Below are 23,710 nucleotides of genomic sequence, written 5' to 3'. Positions count from 1 at the left end.
CTTATGTATATAAATATAGATTTATATAAAGAAGAGCTTGAATCATTATTTACGGCTAATCTTCCTTGGGAAAAACTTGATAATAAAAAGATTTTAATTACAGGAGCAAATGGATTAATATGTTCTTATCTAATAGATTTACTAATGTATAGAAATATAAAGCTAAATAGTAATATAAAAGTATATGCTTTAGGAAGAAACGAAGAAAGATTAAAAGCTAGATTTAAAAGTTTTTTTGATAGAGAAGACTTTGTGTTTATTAAACAAGATATTTCTAAAAAGTTAAATGTAGAAGATAAAGTAGACTATATTATCCATGGAGCTAGCAATGCAGTACCAGCGGAATTTTTAAAGGATCCTGTAGGAACTATGACTGGTAATATTTTTGGCGTGTATAACTTACTAGAGTATTCTAAAGATAATAATGTTGAAAAGTTATTATATATATCTTCTTCAGAAGTTTATGGCGATGATTTATCAAAAGATAGCTTTAATGAAACGGATAGTGGATATGTTAATCCTTTAGATGTTAGAGCATGTTATCCATCAAGTAAACGTGCGGCGGAAACTTTATGTGCTACTTACTTAAAGCAATACAATATAGATTTCTGTGTTGCTAGACCTGGACATATATATGGACCAACTTATACAGAAAAAGACAATAGAGCTTTATGTCAATTTATCAATAATGTTTTAAACAACAATGATATTATTATGAAAAGTGAAGGTAGTCAAATAAGATCTTATTGTTATCTTTCAGATTGTGTTATGGGATTATTGTATATGCTTTTAGTTGGTAAATCAGGAGAAGCCTATAATATTTCCAATAAGAATTCGAATGTCTCAATAAGGGAAATGGCGGAAACTATAGCAGAGTTATCAGAGAAGAAGGTTATTTTTGAGTTACCAAGTAATACTGAAAAAAGCGTATTTACTAAAATAAATAAAGCGATTTTAGATTCATCAAAATTAGAATCACTAGGATGGGAAGCTAGTGTATTACCAAGGGATGGAATAAGTAGAATATTAAATATTAAGAAAGAACTTAAAAGGGAGTAAAAGAATATGTTAGAAAATTTAAAAGAAGAAGTTTTTAGAGCGAACATGCTTTTACCTAAATACAATCTTGTAACTTTTACATGGGGAAATGTTTCTGGAATTGACAGAGAAAAAAATCTCATTGTAATTAAGCCATCAGGAGTAGAATATGATAAGATGACTAAAGATGATATGGTAGTTGTAGATTTTGATGGTAATGTAGTAGAAGGAAATTTAAAACCATCTTCTGATACTATGACACATATTGAATTATATAAAAATTTTAAAGAAATAAATGGAGTGGTTCATACTCACTCCACATATGCTACTATTTGGGCACAAGCAGGAGTAGATATTCCTGCATTAGGAACTACACATGCTGATTATTTTTATGGTGATATTCCATGTACAAGAAAAATGACTAAAGAAGAAATAGAAACTGATTATGAGAAAGAAACAGGAAAAGTCATTGTAGAAAGATTTGATAATATTGATCCTAAGGATATGAAGGCAGTATTAGTAAATTGTCATGGACCATTCACATGGGGAGAAAGTCCTTTAAAAGCTGTTGAAAATTCAGTGGTATTAGAAGAAGTAGCTAAAATGGCTTTAAATAGTAAATTAATTAATAATACATTAAAAAGTATGGATCAAGTTTTATTAGATAAACATTTTCTTAGAAAACATGGGAAAAATGCTTATTATGGGCAAGATTCAAAGTGACAAATAAGGTAGGTTTCTATAGTAGAAATCTGCCTTATTTATTAGAAGTATATGATATATGAAAAAGAATAATAAATTATTTTTGAAAGATTAAGAAAGGTGGACAAGATGAAAAAAGTTTATATTGGTAAAATATTATTATTTATATTAATTATTATATTACCAATAGTTAATATAAATTTGAAAAATAATGAAACTTCAAAAATAGATAATAGAATGTTGTTAGATTTTGAAGATATATTTGAAGATACAGATGATACTAAAAGTATTTTTAGTAATATTGAGAAGTATATTAATGATAGGATAGGCTTTAGGGAAGAAATAGTGAACATATATACTGTAGCTATGGACAAAGTATTTAAGGAAATGGTTCATCCAACCTATCAGTATGGGGAAGAGGGATATGTATACCTTAAATTACCAGAAAATAAAGTAGATTTAAGATTTCAAGAGATTTTTTCTAGCTTTATAAAAGACTTTGAAGAATATTGTAAGGAAAGAAATATAAAATTTTTATATACTTTAGAGCCAAGTAAATCAACTATTTATCCAGAATATTTACCAAATGGATATAATAATAGTAATGAAAATCTTGATTATTTTATAGAACTTTTAAATGAAAAAGGTATTAATTACTTAAGTAATGTTGATACATTATTAGAAGCAAAAGAAAATCCCTTATTAAAGGATATTTTATTATATGATAAAAAGTTTGATGCTGGACATTGGAATGAAACAGGGGCCATAGTTGGTATCTCAGCAATAATAGATAGGCTTAATGAATTAGATAGTAGAGTTGGAAGATTTGATATTAATAAGTATGAATCAGAAAGTATTATTAATGAAACATTACTTTCATCTAATTTTAGAATTAATGAAGAAACAAAAACATATAGTTTAAAAGAATATAACCTAGAGTATATCCAGGATTATGAAGATGAAATATATAGGCACGAGAATTTTAGATACTTTACTCATTATAAAAATTTAACTAATACTGAAGCACCTAGATTATTAATATTTGCTGGAAGTTACTTTAATAATAAAGAGAAATTTATTACTGGAAACTTTTCAGAAGTAATGAAGATACACAATTATAGAAATGTAATTGATTATGAATACTACATTAATATTTATAAGCCAGATATAGTTTTATTCGAATCGACTGAATATACTAATACAGGATATCATTATCCAATAACAATGATGGAAGAAAAAAAATATATCAAAAACCTTAGAAATTATGATGATCTAACAGAAGATAACTTTGTAAAGGCTGATATCAACAATATTGAGTCTTCAGGTGAAAATATAACAAATATTACAATACCTATTGAAAGTGATGACTTATTATATGCTTATGCAAATGTTAATAATAGGATATTAGATGGTAAAGTAATTGGTGATGAGGACAACTTATATGTAGAATTTTCAGCAATTACTTCAGAGTTATCTAGTGTAGATAATATTGAATTATATTTCGTATCTAATGATGAAGAAAGATATCAAAAGGTAGAGATTTAGATATAAGAAAGTGCATCTAATAGAATAACTAGTTAGATGCACTTTATATTTATCATTTATTCATTGTTAAATCTTCTGATTCTAATTTTATAGCTTTAGGAACTGAAATTTTTATAGAAATTACTATAGCTAATATACCAGCAACTAATTTTCCAATCATAATAGGTAAAATTAAATTTGGCTGAAAGTTTGCCGTAAAGGCTAAGTGGTCACCTATAAGGAAGGCACAGCATACTGAAAATGCTATAGTTTTTACTTTATCTTCTGCTTTCATATCTTTAATCATTGCAAAGAGTGCTAGTACATTTGCAGCAGCAGCAAGAAGACCTGTTGTAGCATCTGTAGATAAACCAAACTTTTTCCCAATTTTATTTAAAGGATTTGATAAATATTTTTTTATCAGGTAAACCATAGGGAAAGCACCACATAGCATTATTCCTACAGCACCAGATACCTCAAGAGCTCTCACTTGATCAACGGAGTCAGCTATTATAGGATCAAAGCCCCATACACCAAATATTTTACTAAAGAATCCAGTAAAGTATTCTACTACACAAAATACAAAAATTAATCTTAGTGCTGAATCCATAGTTTTACCAAAAATAATAAATCCTTTTATCATTGAGTCTGGTTTTAATAATAATCCAATAGCAATTGCCACACAAATAATTATTAATGGGATTAAGTTTTTAAATATCTGTATATAACTTAACATTAATTGATAAGTTGCAGCAGAATCAGTACTTATTACTTCCCTAATATAAGGCTTACTTATAGCAATAAATAAACTGGAAACTAGGACACCTACAGGAATAGTTAATACACCAGACATAATTCCTAGGGCTAAATATTTTTGATCTTTTTTTTGTATCATTTTTAGTCCAACAGGGATACTAAATACAATAGTTGCACCTGCCATATAGCCAGTTATCATCGCCATTATCCAGCTCTCCTTTGTAGAAGCTAGGGCATTGGCTAATTGATAACCTCCCATATCCACAGCAATAAAAGTAGTGGCAGCCATTGCGGGGTCAGCACCTACAGCTTTGAATATTGGACCAAAAATGGTGGAAACAAATTTTGTTATAAATGGAGCAGAAGCCATGATTCCAGCAACAGGTAAAAAAATTGCTCCTATTGAATTTATTCCTTCTAAAAATTGATTTCCAAGTTCACTATCTTCTTTAACAATTGATGCAATGGCACCAATTATTGCACAAATCATAATAATATATACAACAATATTGCCTAATATGTTCATAAGTAATACCTCTACTTTACATTTTTATATAAATTTAATGCAATATTGCTATAAGTAATTGAATAGTTATACCATAAGTTTAAATAGTACTCTAAATTGTCACCAATAGATTTTTTATATAGAGCCCAGATAAACCAATAGTAAGAACAAATAGCAATGTATGCAACGTAATGGCGCTCTTCAATAGGGCTTAGTTCTCTACCAAAATAAATTCTTAGAACCTCCATTGCTTCATCAGTTGTATATTCAGAACAACATATAAATGTACCAATATCACAAGCAGGATCAGAATTGCCTGAGTATTCCCAATCTATTAAGTACATGCTTTTACCATCTGTTAAGAAATTCGTATCATAACAATCAATATGGCACAATCTTTTTTCTATTCCATCGCACTCTGAATAATTATATAATTCCTCTATTTTTCCTCTTATATTGTCTATTTTATAAGTAGAAGGTATTTCAAGATTTCTTAATGCTAGATTTAAAAGTGTATCTGATTGAGTAAATAGATTAACTTCCCAAGTAGATTTAATATTACTATCGTGAAGCTTTTTTACTATAGACATTGCTTGTTTTAAAAGCTGTTTATTATTATAATCAAAATCAACACTGTTATCTAGATAATGTGAAATTTTCCAACCATCAGTAGGGCACATATAAATAAATGTCTTATCTAACCCTAACTCTTTAGCTATGTTTTGTGAGTAACATTCACTTTCTCTATTTATTATATCCTTTGTTCCATCACCAGGGTGTCTATATATATATTTGTTATTATTAACTTCAAATAATAGAGAAACATTAGTTAAGCCTTTTTTTATTTGTGTGAAGTTACAAGGAGCAGTCTCATCACATTCTAAAATTTTACAGATATTTTTAATTATTTTAGACCTGCTATCAGTAATATAAGATTCATCAAATTTTCTTAAGTCTTCTAATGAGTCAAATTCTAAAATTTCATTACTTTCATATCTCTTAATTTTCATTTTTAATTCATCCAGATGATTAATGTATATTTGTTCCCATAACATTTGGTCAACTCCTGGATTATTATATTCTCTTTCTAAAATTTCAACAAATTTTTTCGAAAATTCCTCTGAAAAATAAACATGTCCTAACATTACCCATGAATTGCTTCCACCTATAGTGACATCCGTTATAATGTCATCACTATTAGTAGTAATGCAATATTCATCAGTAGGACCATTTTCATAAACAGCTGAATAATATGAATAAGGAACATAACTTTCGAATACATTTTTCGTGAAATAGTTATCAGAGGAACATATATATGTGTTTTTTAACCTTTCTTTTACAGCATATAAAGTTGAATTATTATTTCTTATGTTATAGTCATTGTTGACAACTATATCTACATCAAATTTGTCTTTTAAGTAGTAGAACATTTCTTTCTTATAACCAACTACTATGGTTATATCTTTAATTCCAGCTTCTTGTAATTGTCTAATTTGCCTTTCAATAAGGATTTCTCCCTTTACTTCTAAAAGTCCCTTTGGCTTTTCAAAAGATAAGGGAGCAAAACGTGATGAAAGACCTGCTGCCATAATTATTGCATTATTAACATTATTTTTATTAGAATTATCCATAAAGCACACCTCATTTACCGTAAAATTAATACATTCAAAAAATGAACATATCTAATTATATGTTAAATGTAAAAAAAATACAATGAATTATTTGAATTTATAAAATACGTGTTTTAAGAGATATTCAAAAAAAGTTGTATTAAGATGCAATTAAATCTTAATACAACTTTTTAATTAGTTTTCTATTGAGAATAAGAATTTACTAAGCTCTTTAGTAGTTTCTTCAATATCTATATTAATATGATACATATCAGTAAAGCCTGCACTAATAATATTTGAATCAGAAGGAAATCTTCCTTGTTCTATATTGTTTAAGCCCATACCTAATGCTTTAGTTGAAATAGAAATTATTTCAGTATTAGTTAGATTTGTAGTAACTAAAGGAAGGATATTATTTACCATTCCAGGTATCTCAGTTAAGCTTATATCTTTAAATTTAACAAATAATGCATTTAGAACATCTCTTTGTCTTTCAGTTCTTTTAAAATCCCTACCTTCAGTATATCTTATTCTACAATAGGCAGTTGCTTGAGTTCCATTTAGTAGTTGTGTACCTGCAGAATAAATATGTTCTGTTTCTGTACCATTCTTTTTATCAATGTGATCAATATATCCATTAATATATTGTAATTCATCTTGAGTTATATCAATTTCTACACCACCAAGAGCATCTATTATCTTAGGTAATCTTTCTAAATCAACTTGTACAAACTTATCAATTTTCAAATTAAAATTATAATTTATTGCCTTTAATATTGAACTTGGACCACCATCTAAAATAGTATAGTTTAAATTCATTTTTCCACCATCAGGTAAGTCAAGATAAATATCACGCATTAGTGAACAAAGTTTTATTTTATTATTCTTAGTATCAATTGCCAGAATCATAGTGGCATCAGCAGAACTAACATCATAGTAATCAGAATAGTCACTTCCAAATAAAGCTATGGTTATAACATCATCTGCTTCTTTTGGTGCTTCTTTTCCTGTATTAGTTACCTCATCTCTATCAACTTCAACTCTTTCTACTTTGCTAGAAAGATAATATGTATATGCTGAAATTGAACCTAAAATAATTACAATAACAGCTAAAATAGATAAGAATATTTTTTTCTTTAATGAGAATTTTTTCATAGGGTATCCTCCATTGCAATAATCGTTTTAAATACTGATATATTATATCAGAAATATGATAATATTGGAAATGTATAAAATATTATATTTAATCTCAATTATTCAGATTGATTTGATATATATAATAATCACAATGTACTTATAAAGATTATATATTAAAATAATTATTTAAAACTTGATTAATATAGAAAATAATGGAAATAATTTAAGCGATGAATGATGTTGTTGTAAGTATATTTTGGAAAAAAATAATATTAAATTCGACAAACTAGATTAATAATTTATTAATTTAAGTAACTAATATAAATGTAAATGTTAAAGAAAAAAGTGTATTTAATATAAACTTTAAATAAATAAAAGAAATAGATATAAATTAACAAAATTATAGGAATTGCATTTATTATGACGATTTGATTTACAAAATATATATGATATAATTGTACATGCTTAAATGCGAATTTTTTGATAATTTACATAATAATGACGAATAAAACATTAGAATGCAATTAGGGGGAGATGTATGGATAATATTAATTATAATATTAATTCAGCAGTTGAAGAAAAAGAAAGTAGATTCTTATATAATCTAGCCAAAAGGTCACTTGATATTATTGGATCTGCAATTGGATTGTTAGTTTTAAGTCCTATTTTAATTATTGTAGGAATTTTAATTAAATTTGAATCAAAAGGTCCTATTATTTTTGCACAAAAAAGAATTGGATTAAATGGTAAAGAGTTTAAAATGTATAAGCTTAGATCTATGGTGTCTAATGCAGAAGAGTTAAAAGAAAAATTAGCTGAGCAAAATGAAATGTCAGGACCTATGTTTAAAATAAAGGATGATCCTAGGATAACAAAAATTGGTAAGTTTATAAGGAAGACAAGCATTGATGAACTACCACAGCTAGTTAATGTATTAAAAGGAGATATGAGTTTAGTCGGACCGAGACCTAGCTTGCCAAACGAGGTTAAAAAATTTGAACCTTGGATGTTAAAGCGCCTTAATGTAAAACCGGGACTTACTTGTTATTGGCAAGTAATGGGGAGAAATAGCATAGATTTTGAAGATTGGATGAGGCTAGATGTTAAATATGTAAATGAAAGAAGTTTTTGGTTAGATATTAAACTTATATTTAAAACTTTTTTTGTACTATTTGGAGATGAAAACGCAAGATAATATATAGGAAGTTCGAGGTATGATTATGAATAATATATTTATAATAGGATCAAAAGGTATTCCTGCTAAATATGGTGGGTTCGAAACTTTTGTTGAAAATATAACAGAAAAAAAAATATCGGATGATATAAACTACCATGTGGCTTGTATGGGTGATAATAATACCGAGTTTGTTCACAATAATGCAAGGTGTTTTAACATCAATGTACCTAACATAGGACCAGCAAAGGCAATCTATTATGATGTCAAAGCTTTAAGTACATGTTTAGATTATATAAATGTAAATAAGAAAGAAAATTCAATTATTTACATACTAGCATGTAGAATAGGTCCTTTTTTAAATTGTTTCAAAAGAATTGCAAAGAAATTGGGAGTAAAAATATATATTAATCCAGATGGACATGAATGGAAGAGAGATAAGTGGAATTGGATTACTAGGCAATATTGGAAGTTTTCTGAAAGGTTAATGGTAAAGAATTCAGACTTAATAATTTGTGATTCTATAAATATAGAAAAATATATAAATAGAGATTATAAAAAGTACAATCCACATACGACTTATATAGCTTATGGGGCAAATGAACTTAAAAATGTTAGTGAAGAAACCTTAGAAAAATTGGACAAATGGTATTTAAGTAATAGAATATCAAAAAATTCATACTATCTAGTAGTAGGTAGATTTGTTCCAGAAAATAATTATGAGTTAATGATAAGAGAGTTTCTTTTGTCTAATACGAACAAAGACTTTGTTTTAATATGCAATGTAGAAAATAATAAATTTTATAATAATTTGAAAAGAACAACAGGATTTGAAAATGACTCAAGAATTAAATTTGTAGGAACTGTTTATGATAATGATTTATTACAAGAAATAAGAAAAAATGCATATGGATATTTCCATGGACATGAAGTTGGCGGAACTAATCCATCATTACTAGAAGCTTTATCAACTACTAAATTGAATATGTTACTAGATGTTAGCTTTAATAGAGAAGTTGGTAAAGATGGCGCATTATATTTTAATAAAGAAACATGCAACTTAACAAATTTAATAAACAGCGTAGATTCATTAGATGAACGTTCAATATTAGCATTAAGTGAAAATGCAAAGAAAATAATAAAAGAAAATTATACTTGGGACAAGATAGTAACTGATTACGAAAATATATTTTTAGATGAAAGGTAGAAATATGAATATATTAATTTTACATGCAGGAGCGGAACTATATGGAGCTGATAAAGTTTTACTTGAGCTTCTTAAAAATATTGATAAAAATAAATTTACTCCATTTGTTATTCTTCCTTCTGATGGAGATTTAGTTAAGGAGTTGAAAAAAAATAACATTAATGTAGAAATACTAGCTTATCCTATACTAAGAAGAAGATATTTTAATATAAAGGGTATATGTAAATATTTTTTTGATTATATTAAATATTCTGCAAAATTAATAAGATTTGCAAAAGAAAAAAGCATTGATTTAATACATACAAATACTTCAGCAGTTTTAGAAGGGATTATTATAAAATTCTTTTTGAGAATACCTCAAATTTGGCATATTCATGAAATAATAGTCAGACCTAAATTATTGAATAAGGTTTTAAGTTATATAATAGCAAAGTCTTCAGATGAAGTGGTTACAGTTTCAAATGCAGTATCAGATCATCTAAAAGATTCTGGATATTTTAATAAAAATATAAATGTTATATATAATGGAGTAGATAATAATAAATTTAATGAATTAAACGATTGTAACTACTTGAGAGTTGAGTTTGGTATTCCAGAAGATGCTATAATTGTTGGAATGATAGGTAGAGTTAATTCTTGGAAAGGGCAAGATGATTTTGTAAAAGCAATGGACATTCTAATGGGTAAACAGGAGAATGTTTATTCAATGGTAGTTGGTGGAGTTTTTGAAGGCGAAGAATGGAGAATGGATGATTTAAAAGAAAATATTAAAAAGTTAGATAATAATGATAGAATAATATTAAGTGATTATAGAAATGATACAGCTAATTTATATAATTTATTTAATATCTTTGTATTACCTAGTATTAATCCTGATCCATTACCTACAGTAGTCTTAGAAGCTATGGCCACTGCAAAACCTATTGTAGCATATAATCATGGAGGGGTATGTGAGATGGTTGTAGACGGAGTCAATGGTTTTTTTGCAAATGTGAGAGATATAAATGATTTAGCTAGCAAGATAGAGATATTAGTTGAAGATGAGCAATTAAGAAAGAAGTTCAGCCAGAATTCTATTGATAGACAAACTGAAGAGTTTTCTTTAGAGAGCTATGTTTATAATTTTGAAGAGTTATATGAAAAATATTATAGATAGATGTTGAGGAAGAATAGTGAGTAGGGTAGCAATAATAATATTAAATTATAATACATGGGAATATACGAATAATTGTATAGATAGTATCATAAAACAAGATTATAAAAATTATGATATGTTTTTAGTTGATAATGAGTCGAGAAATGATTCTTTAGAAAAAATATGTGCACATTTAAAAGAGATATGTAAAGAACATACAATAATTGAAGAAAATCAGGAAGTTGATTTAGAATCTCGAATTATTGTAATAAAAGCGAAAGAAAATAATGGTTATGCAGCTGGAAATAACATTGCAATAATGAAAGCAATAGATACAAAAAAGTATGATTTGTACTGGGTTATAAATAATGATACTGTAGTTGAAAAAGACACATTAAATTTAATGGTAGAATGTATTGAAAATGATAAATATAGAAGACCGGTAGGAAATTTTGTTTTCTATTATGATCAAAAAGATATTATGCAAATGGCTGGTGGACTTGAGATAAGTAAGTTCAATTTCAAACCATATTTTTCCAATAAGAAAGAAAGAATTGATTATTTAGGTGGAGTATCATATTTAATTGATAATAAATTTATTTCAAAATATGGGTTGATGGAGGAAGAATATTTCTTGAACTCAGAGGATTTAGAATACTTTTATAAATATAAACTTGATTTTATAAAGAGTAATAAAAATGAGTTACCATTCAATGTTATTGGGAAGATATATCATAAAGAATCTGCTACTCAAGGTAAAATTTCTCCAATGTCAAATTATTATTATAGTAGAAATTTATTATATTCATGTAAGAAGTTAAATCCAAAGATTATGATTAATTTATATATATTTTTTATAATAAGAATAATAAAATGGTCTATATTGAATAAAGAAATGGCAAAAAGTATCATTTTAGCTATAAGGGACTATAAAAGATGTATAAAAGGTAAGGTTGGATATTTTAACAAAAAGGAGAAGTAGATTTGTTTAAAGAAAAGATTTTTCAAAATAAAATATACGTTAGTTTTATTATAATAGCTTTAATTATATTAACTTTATTTATGATTCCTGATATTTCAATATTATCCATATATTTCTTATTATTGGTACAATCATACAAGTGGTTAAAGAAGGATTTTTTTAAGGTCTGGGCTTATACTATAGTACTGATTTTCTGCCAGTTCTTCATATTAGACAATATTCTCACATACATATTTAATCTTAAGGAAATAACAATGACATTATTAAAGTTTTGGAAAGAAATAATTATTATAGAATCAATCTATATATTGTTAATAAAAAAAAGATTCACAGATATATTAAAAATAGATATGAAAAAAAATAGAGATATTATATTTTTGGGAGTAAGTATATTATTATTTATTATTTCTATGCTAATAACAATAAATAAGTCTGAATCTTTATTTATAGCCATTTATGGAATGAGAAATTATATAATTGGATACATTGTGTTATTGATATTTATGCTTAATAAAGCTTCTGAAAAAGATATATATCTATTTATTAATAGAATATCAACAGCGTTTGTATATTTAAGTATATGGGGAATATTTCAAGCAGTATTTTTAGGTGATAAATTTTTATTAAAGTTAGGATATGGAGTAAATGGAGTTTTAAGTAGTAGTTATTATATTAGTGGATATTTTGGGAGACAAAGAGTTGTTTCTACTTTCGCGAGCCCAAATACCTTTGGGCTAATAGCAGCTATGTTTGCAATATTTTTCGTTTATAAAATATATAATGATGTTAAGAATAATAAAGATAGTACACGTAGCATTATATATTTTCTTATAGTTTTTATAGCTCTAGTATTAAGCTATTCACGTAGTGCTTATGTTGCTTTTGCTATAGGATTTATTATTTTTGTTTTCATTGAATTAAATAAAAAAGTTAAAGTAGTTTTTACTATTAGTATAATTATTGTATCTATATTAGTTGTAGTGCTATCTTTTTTATTAGTTGACAAGATTGATAATATGTTCATTAACCATATATTTAGAACTATTACATTAAGGGATACATCTGCATTAGGGCATATAGATTCTACGGTATATGCAATTGAAGTAATGAAAAAATATCCTTTTGGAGTAGGTGTGGGAATGTCAGGACAAAAGTCTCTACAATTTATAAATAATGCTCTGCATGCAGAAAATTCTTATTTTATAGTTGGATTTGATTTGGGTTTCCTCGGATTAGCAATATATATTATAAGTTTAATTATTTTAGCATATATAATAATTAAAATTTGTAGAAGTAAAATCATTAAAACATCTATTGACAAGCTTGTGCTTATAATGTTTGTGGAAATATATGTTTCATATATGTTTTTACCTACAATTCAAGAACTAGAGGTGGCATATTTATTTTTTTCAATAGTAGGGTTGATCATTGGTTTTTATAATAGAAAGATAGAAAAGAGTGGATTTTATGAATAAAATTTTATATATATCTTTGGTAGATTGGTTTTGGATAAAACAAAGACCACATCATTTTGTTGAATTTTTATCTAAGGATAATAAAGTAGTATATTTTTGCATGCAAGCTTGGAAAAGAAACCCAAACACTGTAGTTTTAAATGATTCTTCTAAAAGGGAAACTAGTAAGTCGATAATAGACAAGGGAACTTTGTCCATATTCCGAAAAAAAGTAATTCCTTTTCATAGAAAATATAAATTTATAGAGAATATAAATGATAAGCTATTATCTAAAAGGATAGAAAAATTAGAAGATAAAAATAATTTTGATATAATAATTTTTACACACCCTATGCAATTGAAATATTTTCCGGAAAAGTTATTAAAAAATAAAACAATAGTATATGACTGTATGGATAATTATGAAGAGTTTAATTATTATGATAGAAAAGAGTTATTAGTGTATGAAAGTAAATTATATGATATTTCGGGTAAAATAGTATGTAGTAGTGATAAGTTAAAAAACAAACTATATAATAAATATTCACATAAGAAAGCAATAAAAGTAATTAATAACGGAGTAGATATAAAAACATTTGATATAAATAAAGTGGGAAAATCTACCGTAATTGATGGAGATAAAATGAATAAAATTGCGTATATTGGAGCTATAAGTGAATGGTTTGATTTTGATTTAATAAGAAATGTATCATTAAGAAACCCTACTATATATTTTTATATTATTGGGCCAATTGAAAAAGGTGTCGATATAGAAAAAATAAGTAACTTAAAAAATGTTGAAATTGTAGGAAGTATTCCTTATGATGAAGTACCTAAAGTATTAGCAAGTATAGATATTGCTATAATGCCATTTAAGCTAAATGAGTTAATAAAATCAGTAAATCCAGTAAAAATATATGAATATCTATCTATGGGAAAAAAAGTACTATCTATTAGATATGATGAAACTGAAAAGTTTTCCAATTATATTGAACTTTATAAAAATGAAGTGGAGTTTGAAGAAAAACTTAAAAAATTATTAAAGGAAGAATGTAGCATAGATTATAAAATTGATTACGCAAAGAAAAATAGTTGGTCAAAAAGAGTAGATGAATTCTACGAATATATAACCACTTAAATTAAGTTTTATAAATTAAATAAGGAGAAGAAATGAAAAAATCAAAAGTTATAATTCTAATATTAAATTATAATGGATATTTAGATACTATAGAATGCGTGGATAGTCTATTAAATATTTCTTATGAAAACTTTGAAATAATTATAGTTGACAATAAATCAACTGATGATTCTATAATTAATTTTAAAAAAAAATGTTGGTGTGATAATGTTAGGATATTAGAATTAGATAAAAATTATGGCTACGCAGCAGGAAATAATATAGGTATAAAAAATGCGTTAGACAATGGGGCTGAATATGTTTGTATAATGAATAATGATGTAGTTGTAGATAAAGGGTTTCTAGATATATTAGTAGATGAATATGAGAAGGATGATAATATATCAATTATTGGGCCAGCGATTTGTGAATATTATGATAAGGAATATATTCAATCAACAGGTGCTAATATAATTATCAAAAAGGGCCAAGTTCCTCCTATAAATACAGGAGTTAAATTAAAAAACATTAATAGAGAGAATATAAAATGCGATTATGTTGGCGGAGCATGTATGTTGTTTAGTGGAGATACTATAAATAGTTATGGGTATATGCCTGAAAATTATTTCTTGTTTTTTGAAGAAACTGAGTGGTGTTATAAAATTAAAAAAGCTGGAAGAGACATTGTGTGCAGCACAAAATCAGTAATTTATCACAAAGGATCAAATTCAATAAATAAAATTGGTGGGCTTAGTAAATATTTTATGGAAAGAAATTTAGTTATTTTTGTTAAAAGAAACGGAAGCTTATTAGAAATAATATATTTTTATATTTTTATTATATTAAGAAGTATAAAAAGAGTGATAATGAAAGAAGAAGGTTTAGACACAGTAAGAAATTATTTAGATGGTTTTTTTAATAGAATAAATAAAAGGTATAAGTTTGCTTATATAAAGAAGAAATAGGAGAGGGATATGAAGAAAATAGCTATTTTAGCTACATATGTAGGTGAAGTTAATAGAGGAGCAGAAACATTTGTAATAGAATTTGTAAAAAGAATGAAAAAACATTATGACATAGACGTATTTTCACTTAATAGTTGTCATGAAATAGAGCAAAATATTAATACTGTTAAAGTTAAAGAAGATATGATATTGAAAATTAATAGATTTTTATATAAAAAAAATTTTTTATATAAAAAAATGGCTGATAAAATATATTATTTAATACCTGATGTAGCATTTCAAAAAAAATTTACTAAAGTGGTTTTTAAAAAGTATATATTAAATAATGAATATGATATTATTTTCCCTAATAATGGGATATGGGGAGCTAAATTTTCAAATAAATTAAGGGAGTATAAAGGAATTCCATATATTTATACTGGGCATGGTGGTATAGGTACAGGAGAAAGGCTTATATTAAAAACAAATCCCAATATATATATAGCGTTAACAAACAAACATCTAGAATGGGCAAAAAAATATTCTGGAAATGTTGCGAAAATTTATAATGGAATTGATATTAATAAATTTTTAATAGAAAATGAAAGCTTATCAAAAGAGAAAGTTATTTTATCAGTTGGTGCATTAACAGAATTTAAGAGACATGAACTAACTATAGATGCTTTATCAAATCTTGATTCATCATATAAGTTAAAAATAGTTGGAGATGGTGAATTGAAGAAAAAAATTGGTGAGTACGGATTAAAAAAATTAGGTGATAGATTTGATTTAATTAAAGTTCCATATGATCAAATAAATAATATCTATAGAGAAGCAAATCTGTTTGTTTTACCATCGTTGGATGAGCCTTTTGGGATTGTATATTTAGAAGCTATGGCTAGTAATTTACCAATTGTGGCACCAGATGATGATACAAGAAGGGAAATAATAGGTGAAGCAGGGTTATATTGTAATTGTGAAAATTCTAATGAATATTCTAATGCTATCATTAAAGCAATAAATAATGAGTGGGGAAATTTGCCGCTTGAAAGAGCTAAGATTTTTAATTGGGATAATATTATTATTAGTTATAAAGAGGTAATTGAGGAGATTTTAAATGGAAATTCGAAAAGTAGTAAATAGAGTAAAACAAGAATATCAAAATATAAAATATAATATTTTTAATAAAATTTTCAAGAATATTTCTTACGTATTATTTGCTAATATAATCTCTCAAATAGAATCTATGATTTTTGTTACTATTGCAGCAAGAATATGGGACGTTGAGACATATGGTGTATATTCAATAGTTGCTATGATTTTAAGTCTAGCAATTGATTTATCTGATATGGGAATGAATGGTGCCGTAATTAGATTTTCAGCTGAATATAATGCAAAAGGAGAATTAGAAAGAGAAGAAAAATTAATAGATTTAGTAGTTAAAAGAAAAATAAGAAATTCTATAATTACATGTATAAGTATTTCGATATTTTCTCCACTAATAGCATTAATGTTTTTGGATAGCTCCAGTTATTATATGTATATAATTATTTCTTCAATTGCAATAATATTTGCATTGGTATATTCCCTTAATAATTCAGTTTTACAAGGAAGACAAGAATATAAGAACTATTTTAAATCAATGATCTGTTTTAACTCTTTATTATTTATAATGATAGTTTTGTTATTTGTATTTAATAAATTTACTGTAATGAATGTAGTAATTGTAAATGTTATAAACTACTTCTTATCAATGTTATATTCCTTAAAGTTGATAAAATTTGATTTAAAATCTATTTTTATTAAAAAGAAGGTTGAAAGAGAAGTAAATAATAGATTTACGAATTATAGTAGATGGATGGTGCTATGGTCTATTTTATCTATTTTACAATCAAGATTAGATATTTTAATGCTTGCAAATCTTACTACAACTGTTCAAGTAGCATATTATGATATTGGAATGAAATTATCTAAGCCATTTTTTATGATTTTTAATTCAGCAGGCCAAGTGATTAATCCTGTTTTTGCAACAATATTAACAAAAGAAGAATTGAAAGATAAGTTTGCGAAGGTAAGAAAAATAAGTATAGGATTGAGTGTTTTAATTATCATTTCAATATTAATATGTAGATACCCTATAATAATTATCTTTGGTGATAAGTATATTGATTCGATAATTCCACTACAGATTATTTTAATGTCATTAGTATTCTTTATATGTACTATGCCATTTAATGCCGTATTATATTCTTTAAATAAACCGCATGTTTTTGTAATTGCTTCGGGGTTAGGTCTAATTGCAACTTTTATAGGCAATTTATATTTATTACCTATATATGGAGCTATAGGAGCTGCAATAACATATTTAATTGCTCAGATAATAGGATTTATTATAAGTTATTTATCATATAAGTATTATGAAAAAAAACTAATTAGAGAGATCTAATAATTGAAAATTTTTATTTAGATGTTTGAAGTTAGACTTTTAAAAACAAAATCTGTAGTGCAATAAATATATATTAAAAAGGAAAAAAATCTACTTGGAGAAAATATTTTAATACGTAGAAATTCAGCGATAAGTGCAACTATTTTGGGGAGTAATAACAGGAAAGGATTGTGTTATTGGATTAAATACAGCTATTACAAAAGAAATATTGGATCATTCAGTTGTATGTGGTTCATAAGCTGGGGGAATTAAAAAATATAATTTATCACTTCAAGAAAAGATAAGGATTTAATAACTTTAATTAATATTGGAGAGGAGAAGTTATGGAAAGTAAAATCACTGCACATATGATAGTTAGAAATGAAGATAAATGGATTTGGTTTAGTATTATGTCTATAATAAATTATGTTGATAAGATTATTATATTTGATACTGGATCTGAGGATAAGACTGTAGAAATAATCAAAAACTTTCTTATCAATGAGATTTATAAAAATAAAATTCATTTTGAAGAAAAAGGTGAAGTTTCAAAAGGTAATTTTTATAAATTAAGGCAAGAACAAATTGATATGACAGAAACTAAATATTTTATGGTTGTCGATGGCGATGAGATATGGTTTGAAGAATCCATGAAAGAACTTCTTCAGTTAACAAGAACTGAAGAATTCGATTTAATAGCAACAAAATTCATTAATGTTGCTGGTGACATATATCATTATAGGGACTTTAATAGAGAGACATATAAGATAAAAGAAGTATGTGGTAGTATAACTATTAGAGTGTACTCCATGCAGATTAAAGGTATAAAATGTGCTGGAGAATATGGTGTTGAAGGATATTATGACTATTTAAATATTCCAGTTCAAGAAGGTAGCTGGAGTATAGGAGTTATGAAGAATCAGTATTTACATACATCTTTAATAAAAAGATCATCAACAGTTACAGGAGATTTAAAGATAGGCTATCGTAGAAAAAAAATATTTGCTGATTATGATTATAGGTTTTCCTCTGATTTTAAATATCCAGAGGTGTTTTATTATGAAAGGCCTAAAATAGTTGATTCTCCTTTTAACAATAAAATGGATGTATTAAGAAAATTAATTAATAGATTAAGAAAAATTAAAAGAAAATTATTTAAAGAAAGAGGTATTATATGAAGGGAATAGTTTTAGCTGGTGGGTCAGGAACCAGATTGTATCCTGTAACAAAAGCAACGTCAAAACAAATGGTGCCAATTTATGATAAACCCATGATTTATTATCCAATGTCTGTGCTTATGTTAGCAGGGATTAGAGAAATATTAATTATATCTACACCAAGAGATATAATTAATTTTAAAGAATTATTTAATGATGGGTCAGAATTAGGATTGAAAATTGAATATGCCATTCAAGAACATCCAAATGGATTGGCGGAAGCTTTTATAATTGGTGAAGATTTTATTGGGGATGATAATATTGCTATGATTTTAGGCGATAACATATTCTATGGTCAAAGTTTTTCTAATCATTTAAAGGAAGCTTCATCTATAGAAAAAGGTGCTATGATATTTGGATATTATGTACAAGACCCAAGATCATTTGGAGTTGTTGAGTTTGATGAAAATAATAAAGTTATTTCTTTAGAAGAAAAGCCTGAAAACCCAAAATCTAAATATGCTATTCCAGGACTTTATTTCTATGATAATTCTGTAGTGAAAAAAGCTAAGGTATTAGAACCATCAACTAGGGGTGAAATTGAAATTACTGATTTAAATAAAGTGTATATGAAAGAGGGAAATTTAAAGGTAAATTTATTAGGTAGGGGAATGGCCTGGCTTGATACAGGAACTCATGGTTCAATGTTGCAAGCATCTAATTTTGTAGAGGCTGTTCAAAATACACAAGGAACTTATATAGCTTGCTTGGAAGAAATATCTTATAGAAAAGGTTGGATAAGTGCAGAAGAAGTTAAGAAACTGGCGGAACCTTTAATGAAAACTGGATATGGAAAATATTTAGTAGATGTAGTTGAAGAATTAGAATCTAAGAGAAGGTAAATTAGGAGAGGTATTTATGGGAAATTTCAATTTTATAGAAACAAAAATTAAAGATTTATACATAATAGAGCCTAAGGTTTTTGGAGATAAGAGAGGTTACTTTATGGAAAGTTACAACAAAAATGATTTTGTTGAAGCTGGATTGACAATGGGATTTGTTCAAGATAATGAATCAAAGTCTAAAAAAGGTGTTTTGAGAGGAATGCATTTTCAAACTAAGCATACTCAAGGAAAGTTAGTTAGAGTAACTGAAGGCGTGGTTTATGATGTTGCTGTAGACTTAAGAAAGGGCTCACCTACTTTTGGAATGTGGGAAGGTGTTTTATTAACTTCAGAAAATAAAAAGCAATTTTATGTTCCAGAAGGATTTGCTCATGGGTTTTTAGTTGTTTCAGATACAGCCACATTCAATTATAAGTGTACAGATTTCTATGCACCAGAATATGATAGTGGACTCCTTTGGAATGATCCAGAAGTGGGAATCGAATGGCCATTGGATGGAATTGAAGAAATTCTTTTATCAGAAAAGGATAAGAAACAAAAGACTTTAAAAGAATTAGATTTACCTTTTGAATATAAGTAAGGAGCAAAATATTTGATTTAGTTATTTAAAATTGACTGACAATCAAAATTTTATATTTATTATTGTGCAATCTATATATGTATTTACTCCTATGATTTATTGATAGGGGTTTCATTAAAGAGGAGTTAGAATTATGAGAATATTGATAACGGGTTCCAAAGGACAATTAGGAAATGAACTTCAAAAAATAATTAAAATTGGTGAAGCAGAAATAGGAAAAGTTAGTGAAAATATTAAGAATTTAGAAGTGTTTGCTTTAGATGTAGAAGAATTAGATATAATTAAATTATCAGATGTTAAAAAGGTTCTAAATGAAATTAATCCAGATGTTGTAATAAATTGTGCTGCAGCAACTAATGTAGATGGTTGTGAAAGTAATCAAGATTTAGCTTTTAAAATAAATGCCATTGGACCAAGAAATTTAGCAATGGTATGTGAAGAAATAGGAGCAAAGTTAGTTCAAGTTTCAACTGATTATGTTTTTAGTGGAGTTGGTGAAGCACCTTTAACTGAATTTGATTTAACAGCACCTTATAGTGTTTATGGCAAAACTAAGCTAAAGGGTGAAGAATATGTTAGAGAGTTTTCTTCAAAATATTATATAGTAAGAACAGCATGGCTTTATGGATATGTTGGTAAGAACTTTGTTTATACTATGATGAATTTAGGCGCTCAAAAGGAATCTTTAAGTGTAGTAAATGATCAACTTGGAAATCCAACAAATGCTAATGATTTAGCATATCACATATTAAAACTTATAGAAACTGAAGAGTATGGAGTATATCATTGTACAGGACAAGGGGAATGTAGCTGGTATGACTTTGCAACAGAAATAATGAAGCTTTCAGAAAAAGATTGCAAAGTAAATCCATGTACTTCAGAAGAATATAAGAATATGTATCCAAATTCAGCTAAGAGACCTGAGTATTCATCTTTAGATAATATGATGCTTAGATGTACTGTTGGTGATGAAATGAGAGATTGGAAAGAAGCACTTAAAAGTTTTTTTCAAAACTTATCTAATGCATAATAAATTAAGAAACTCTAAAGAGTTTCTAAAGATAAAGTTTTGCTTCTTAATCAAATTTAACTGTAAGGGGAGAATTATTAATGAAAATTTATTTAGTAACTGGTGGAGCTGGGTTTATAGGCTCAAACTTTGTATTATATATGCTTAATAAATATGAAGATATAAGAATTATAAACTTAGATAAATTAACTTATGCAGGTAACTTAGAAAATTTAAAGAGTATTGAAAATGATTCAAGACATATATTTGTTCAAGGAGATATATGTAATGCAGAATTAGTATCATCATTATTTGAAAAATATGAAATAGATTATGTAGCTCACTTTGCAGCTGAATCTCATGTTGATAGAAGTATAAAAGAACCAGAAGTATTTGCTAAGACTAATGTAATGGGAACAGTAAACTTATTAAACTGTGCCAAAAATGCATGGGAGACTGAAAATGGATGGAAAACTGGAGTTAAGTTCTTACATGTTTCAACAGATGAAGTTTATGGATCTTTAGGTGAAACAGGATACTTTATGGAAACTACTCCACTAGATCCACATAGTCCATATTCAGCAAGTAAAGCTGGATCTGATATGATGGTTAAGGCATATGGAGACACTTATAAAATGCCGGTTAACATAACAAGATGTTCTAACAATTATGGACCATTCCAATTCCCAGAAAAATTAATACCACTTTTAATTAATAACTGTATTCAATTAAAAGATTTACCTATCTATGGTGATGGATTAAATATAAGAGATTGGTTATATGTAGAAGATCATGCTAAGGCAATTGATATGGTTATTAATAATGGAAGAGTTGGTGAAGTTTATAATGTTGGTGGACATAATGAAAGAACTAATATTCAAATAGTAGATACTGTTATTAAATATATTAATGAAAATGTAGATAGTAGAGTAACAGAAAGTATAAAAAGGTTTGTTGAAGATAGAAAAGGTCATGATAGAAGATATGGAATAGATCCAACGAAGATAAAAGAAGAGTTAGGATGGTATCCAGAAACTACATTTGAAGTTGGAATAATTAAGACTATTAAATGGTACTTAGATAATAAGGAATGGATGAAGAATATAACATCCGGGGATTATCAAAAGTATTACGAAAAAATGTATTCTGTTAATTAGTATTAATTTATATTAAAACAAATATTTAAAAAAAGTATTTGTTTTAATAATTATATATGATAGAGGAGAGAAGATGAGATTTGTAACATTTTTCCCAGAATTAATGAATTATCATTTGAAAAAAGATGTAGGATTAATACCAATATTATTAAAAAAATACCATAAATATGATGTTAGAATAGTTAGTTATAAAAATGATAAAAGTTATTCATATGATACTAATGAATTAGATATTGAATTTATAGATAAAAAATATGGTGTAGTAATTGATTTTTTAATATATTTAATAAAAAATTCTAAAAAAATAGATGTTTTAAATTTATATCATATTACATCAATAAGAAATTTTAAATGGATTTTTCTCTATAAAATATTAAATAGAAAAGGAACAGTTTATTTAAAATTAGATGCAGATAGAAATATCAGTTTATATGATTTTCATAAGAAATCATATAAACAAAAAATAAAGAATTATATTTTGAAGAAAATAGATTTAATAACAGCTGAGAATTATGTTATCATAGACCTAATTAAAGATGATTGGAATCTAACTGTAGATTTTTTACCAAACGGTTTTTATGATGATGATAAGAGAGTTGAAGAGATAGGATATAAAAAAAATATAATTTTAACCGTTGGGAGAATTGGAAGTTATCAAAAAGCTACAGATGTATTGTTAAAAGCTTTTTCAAAAGCAAGTAAACATTTAAAATCTAATTGGGAGTTAGTTATTGTTGGGGAAATAGAACCTGAATTTAAGGATTACATAAATGAGTATATAATAAAAAATAGTGAAATAAAAAATAAAATAAAATTAACTGGAAATATAAATAATCCTAATGAATTAAGAAAGTACTATAGAGATAGTAAGATTTTTTGTCTTCCATCAAGATATGAAAGTTTTGGATTAGTATTAGTAGAAGCCCTTATGGAGGGATGTTATATACTTACGTCAAATCATGAATCAGCTACAACTATAGTGAAAAATGATGATATTGGGTTAGTATTTGAAATAGACAATATTGAAGAATTATCCGATAAGTTAATCGATTTATGTAATAATAAAGAGTTTAATAAAGAAAGATATAGGAATATTATAGATTATGCATATGATAACTTTTATTGGAAAGATATTATAGATAAATTAGATTTTTTAATAAAAAGTAGATTATAGACTTTTTGGAGGAGTATT

The 23,710-nt window shown here is 26.4% G+C and carries 21 protein-coding genes; 18 read left to right on the top strand and 3 right to left on the bottom strand.

What is annotated here, in order from left to right; all coding sequences use genetic code 11:
* Positions 1-3 precede the first annotated feature (3 nt).
* From QK892_RS06100 to QK892_RS06090, 3 genes are all read left to right on the top strand, one after another.
* Complete coding sequence (locus QK892_RS06100; RefSeq protein ID WP_317272648.1) at positions 4-1,059, top strand: NAD-dependent epimerase/dehydratase family protein; 1,056 nt, start codon at positions 4-6, stop codon at positions 1,057-1,059.
* Positions 1,060-1,065: 6 nt separating this feature from the next.
* Positions 1,066-1,761, top strand: a complete 696-nt coding sequence (araD, locus tag QK892_RS06095) for an L-ribulose-5-phosphate 4-epimerase (protein WP_317272647.1) — start codon at positions 1,066-1,068, stop codon at positions 1,759-1,761.
* Positions 1,762-1,869: 108 nt separating this feature from the next.
* Positions 1,870-3,285, top strand: a complete 1,416-nt coding sequence (locus QK892_RS06090; protein WP_317272646.1) for an alginate O-acetyltransferase — start codon at positions 1,870-1,872, stop codon at positions 3,283-3,285.
* 52 nt (positions 3,286-3,337) lie between these two features.
* Here the strand turns inward: QK892_RS06090 and eutH are convergent, their stop codons facing one another.
* The 3 genes from eutH to QK892_RS06075 form a co-directional block, all read right to left on the bottom strand.
* A complete protein-coding gene (eutH, locus tag QK892_RS06085; protein ID WP_317272645.1) occupies positions 3,338-4,546 on the bottom strand; it encodes an ethanolamine utilization protein EutH in 1,209 nt (402 codons plus the stop codon).
* Positions 4,547-4,557: 11 nt separating this feature from the next.
* A complete protein-coding gene (locus QK892_RS06080) occupies positions 4,558-6,156 on the bottom strand; it encodes an NTP transferase domain-containing protein (protein WP_317272644.1) in 1,599 nt (532 codons plus the stop codon).
* Between the two features lie 174 nt (positions 6,157-6,330).
* Entirely contained in the window at positions 6,331-7,290 is a 960-nt protein-coding gene (locus tag QK892_RS06075; RefSeq protein ID WP_317272643.1) for an LCP family protein, read from the bottom strand.
* Positions 7,291-7,810: 520 nt separating this feature from the next.
* On the opposite strand from QK892_RS06075, the gene QK892_RS06070 reads away from it, so the two are divergent.
* The 15 genes from QK892_RS06070 to QK892_RS06000 all read left to right on the top strand — a co-directional run bounded on the left by QK892_RS06070 (position 7,811) and on the right by QK892_RS06000 (position 23,692).
* Positions 7,811-8,467, top strand: a complete 657-nt coding sequence (locus QK892_RS06070) for a sugar transferase (RefSeq protein WP_317272642.1) — start codon at positions 7,811-7,813, stop codon at positions 8,465-8,467.
* A 25-nt stretch (positions 8,468-8,492) separates the two neighbouring features.
* Entirely contained in the window at positions 8,493-9,653 is a 1,161-nt protein-coding gene (gene cps2T, locus QK892_RS06065; RefSeq protein WP_317272641.1) for a beta 1-4 rhamnosyltransferase Cps2T, read from the top strand.
* Positions 9,654-9,657: 4 nt separating this feature from the next.
* A complete protein-coding gene (locus QK892_RS06060; protein ID WP_317272640.1) occupies positions 9,658-10,809 on the top strand; it encodes a glycosyltransferase family 4 protein in 1,152 nt (383 codons plus the stop codon).
* Between the two features lie 16 nt (positions 10,810-10,825).
* On the top strand, positions 10,826-11,770 hold the full coding sequence (locus QK892_RS06055; protein WP_317272639.1) for a glycosyltransferase family 2 protein: 945 nt from the start codon (positions 10,826-10,828) through the stop codon (positions 11,768-11,770).
* A 2-nt stretch (positions 11,771-11,772) separates the two neighbouring features.
* Positions 11,773-13,245 (top strand): O-antigen ligase family protein, encoded by a 1,473-nt coding sequence (locus QK892_RS06050; protein WP_317272638.1) that lies wholly within the window; start codon positions 11,773-11,775, stop codon positions 13,243-13,245.
* Positions 13,238-14,362 carry a glycosyltransferase gene (locus QK892_RS06045; protein WP_317272637.1) on the top strand — a complete coding sequence of 375 codons (1,125 nt, stop codon included), beginning with the start codon at positions 13,238-13,240 and terminating at the stop codon, positions 14,360-14,362. Before QK892_RS06050 ends, QK892_RS06045 begins: the two co-directional genes overlap by 8 nt.
* A gap of 32 nt (positions 14,363-14,394) precedes the next feature.
* A complete protein-coding gene (locus QK892_RS06040) occupies positions 14,395-15,306 on the top strand; it encodes a glycosyltransferase family 2 protein (RefSeq protein WP_317272636.1) in 912 nt (303 codons plus the stop codon).
* 9 nt (positions 15,307-15,315) lie between these two features.
* On the top strand, positions 15,316-16,428 hold the full coding sequence (locus QK892_RS06035; RefSeq protein WP_317272635.1) for a glycosyltransferase family 4 protein: 1,113 nt from the start codon (positions 15,316-15,318) through the stop codon (positions 16,426-16,428).
* Complete coding sequence (locus QK892_RS06030; RefSeq protein WP_317272634.1) at positions 16,403-17,731, top strand: lipopolysaccharide biosynthesis protein; 1,329 nt, start codon at positions 16,403-16,405, stop codon at positions 17,729-17,731. Before QK892_RS06035 ends, QK892_RS06030 begins: the two co-directional genes overlap by 26 nt.
* A gap of 323 nt (positions 17,732-18,054) precedes the next feature.
* Complete coding sequence (locus QK892_RS06025; RefSeq protein ID WP_317272633.1) at positions 18,055-18,888, top strand: glycosyltransferase; 834 nt, start codon at positions 18,055-18,057, stop codon at positions 18,886-18,888.
* Positions 18,885-19,769, top strand: coding sequence for a glucose-1-phosphate thymidylyltransferase RfbA (rfbA, locus tag QK892_RS06020; RefSeq protein ID WP_317272632.1), 885 nt, complete (start codon positions 18,885-18,887; stop codon positions 19,767-19,769). Before QK892_RS06025 ends, rfbA begins: the two co-directional genes overlap by 4 nt.
* A gap of 16 nt (positions 19,770-19,785) precedes the next feature.
* Positions 19,786-20,352 (top strand): dTDP-4-dehydrorhamnose 3,5-epimerase, encoded by a 567-nt coding sequence (rfbC, locus tag QK892_RS06015; protein ID WP_317272631.1) that lies wholly within the window; start codon positions 19,786-19,788, stop codon positions 20,350-20,352.
* 133 nt (positions 20,353-20,485) lie between these two features.
* A complete protein-coding gene (gene rfbD / locus QK892_RS06010) occupies positions 20,486-21,382 on the top strand; it encodes a dTDP-4-dehydrorhamnose reductase (RefSeq protein ID WP_317272630.1) in 897 nt (298 codons plus the stop codon).
* Positions 21,383-21,462: 80 nt separating this feature from the next.
* Positions 21,463-22,518, top strand: a complete 1,056-nt coding sequence (rfbB, locus tag QK892_RS06005; protein WP_317272629.1) for a dTDP-glucose 4,6-dehydratase — start codon at positions 21,463-21,465, stop codon at positions 22,516-22,518.
* Positions 22,519-22,591: 73 nt separating this feature from the next.
* Positions 22,592-23,692 carry a glycosyltransferase family 4 protein gene (locus QK892_RS06000; RefSeq protein WP_317272628.1) on the top strand — a complete coding sequence of 367 codons (1,101 nt, stop codon included), beginning with the start codon at positions 22,592-22,594 and terminating at the stop codon, positions 23,690-23,692.
* Positions 23,693-23,710: the final 18 nt, after the last annotated feature.

Origin of the sequence: Clostridium lamae, from assembly GCF_033043255.1 — a bacterium.
In the GTDB taxonomy this organism is placed as follows: domain Bacteria; phylum Bacillota; class Clostridia; order Clostridiales; family Clostridiaceae; genus Clostridium; species Clostridium lamae.
The sequence above is the reverse complement of the archived record's forward strand: the minus strand, read 5'-3'. Positions and strand labels throughout refer to the sequence as shown.

Coding starts and splice junctions, on each gene's coding strand:
- QK892_RS06100 (WP_317272648.1), top strand. CDS start 4: ATGTATATAAATATAGATTTATATAAAGAAGAGCTTGAATCATTATTT.
- araD (WP_317272647.1), top strand. CDS start 1,066: ATGTTAGAAAATTTAAAAGAAGAAGTTTTTAGAGCGAACATGCTTTTA.
- QK892_RS06090 (WP_317272646.1), top strand. CDS start 1,870: ATGAAAAAAGTTTATATTGGTAAAATATTATTATTTATATTAATTATT.
- eutH (WP_317272645.1), bottom strand. CDS start 4,546: ATGAACATATTAGGCAATATTGTTGTATATATTATTATGATTTGTGCA.
- QK892_RS06080 (WP_317272644.1), bottom strand. CDS start 6,156: ATGGATAATTCTAATAAAAATAATGTTAATAATGCAATAATTATGGCA.
- QK892_RS06075 (WP_317272643.1), bottom strand. CDS start 7,290: ATGAAAAAATTCTCATTAAAGAAAAAAATATTCTTATCTATTTTAGCT.
- QK892_RS06070 (WP_317272642.1), top strand. CDS start 7,811: ATGGATAATATTAATTATAATATTAATTCAGCAGTTGAAGAAAAAGAA.
- cps2T (WP_317272641.1), top strand. CDS start 8,493: ATGAATAATATATTTATAATAGGATCAAAAGGTATTCCTGCTAAATAT.
- QK892_RS06060 (WP_317272640.1), top strand. CDS start 9,658: ATGAATATATTAATTTTACATGCAGGAGCGGAACTATATGGAGCTGAT.
- QK892_RS06045 (WP_317272637.1), top strand. CDS start 13,238: ATGAATAAAATTTTATATATATCTTTGGTAGATTGGTTTTGGATAAAA.
- QK892_RS06040 (WP_317272636.1), top strand. CDS start 14,395: ATGAAAAAATCAAAAGTTATAATTCTAATATTAAATTATAATGGATAT.
- QK892_RS06035 (WP_317272635.1), top strand. CDS start 15,316: ATGAAGAAAATAGCTATTTTAGCTACATATGTAGGTGAAGTTAATAGA.
- QK892_RS06030 (WP_317272634.1), top strand. CDS start 16,403: ATGGAAATTCGAAAAGTAGTAAATAGAGTAAAACAAGAATATCAAAAT.
- QK892_RS06025 (WP_317272633.1), top strand. CDS start 18,055: ATGGAAAGTAAAATCACTGCACATATGATAGTTAGAAATGAAGATAAA.
- rfbA (WP_317272632.1), top strand. CDS start 18,885: ATGAAGGGAATAGTTTTAGCTGGTGGGTCAGGAACCAGATTGTATCCT.
- rfbC (WP_317272631.1), top strand. CDS start 19,786: ATGGGAAATTTCAATTTTATAGAAACAAAAATTAAAGATTTATACATA.
- rfbD (WP_317272630.1), top strand. CDS start 20,486: ATGAGAATATTGATAACGGGTTCCAAAGGACAATTAGGAAATGAACTT.
- rfbB (WP_317272629.1), top strand. CDS start 21,463: ATGAAAATTTATTTAGTAACTGGTGGAGCTGGGTTTATAGGCTCAAAC.
- QK892_RS06000 (WP_317272628.1), top strand. CDS start 22,592: ATGAGATTTGTAACATTTTTCCCAGAATTAATGAATTATCATTTGAAA.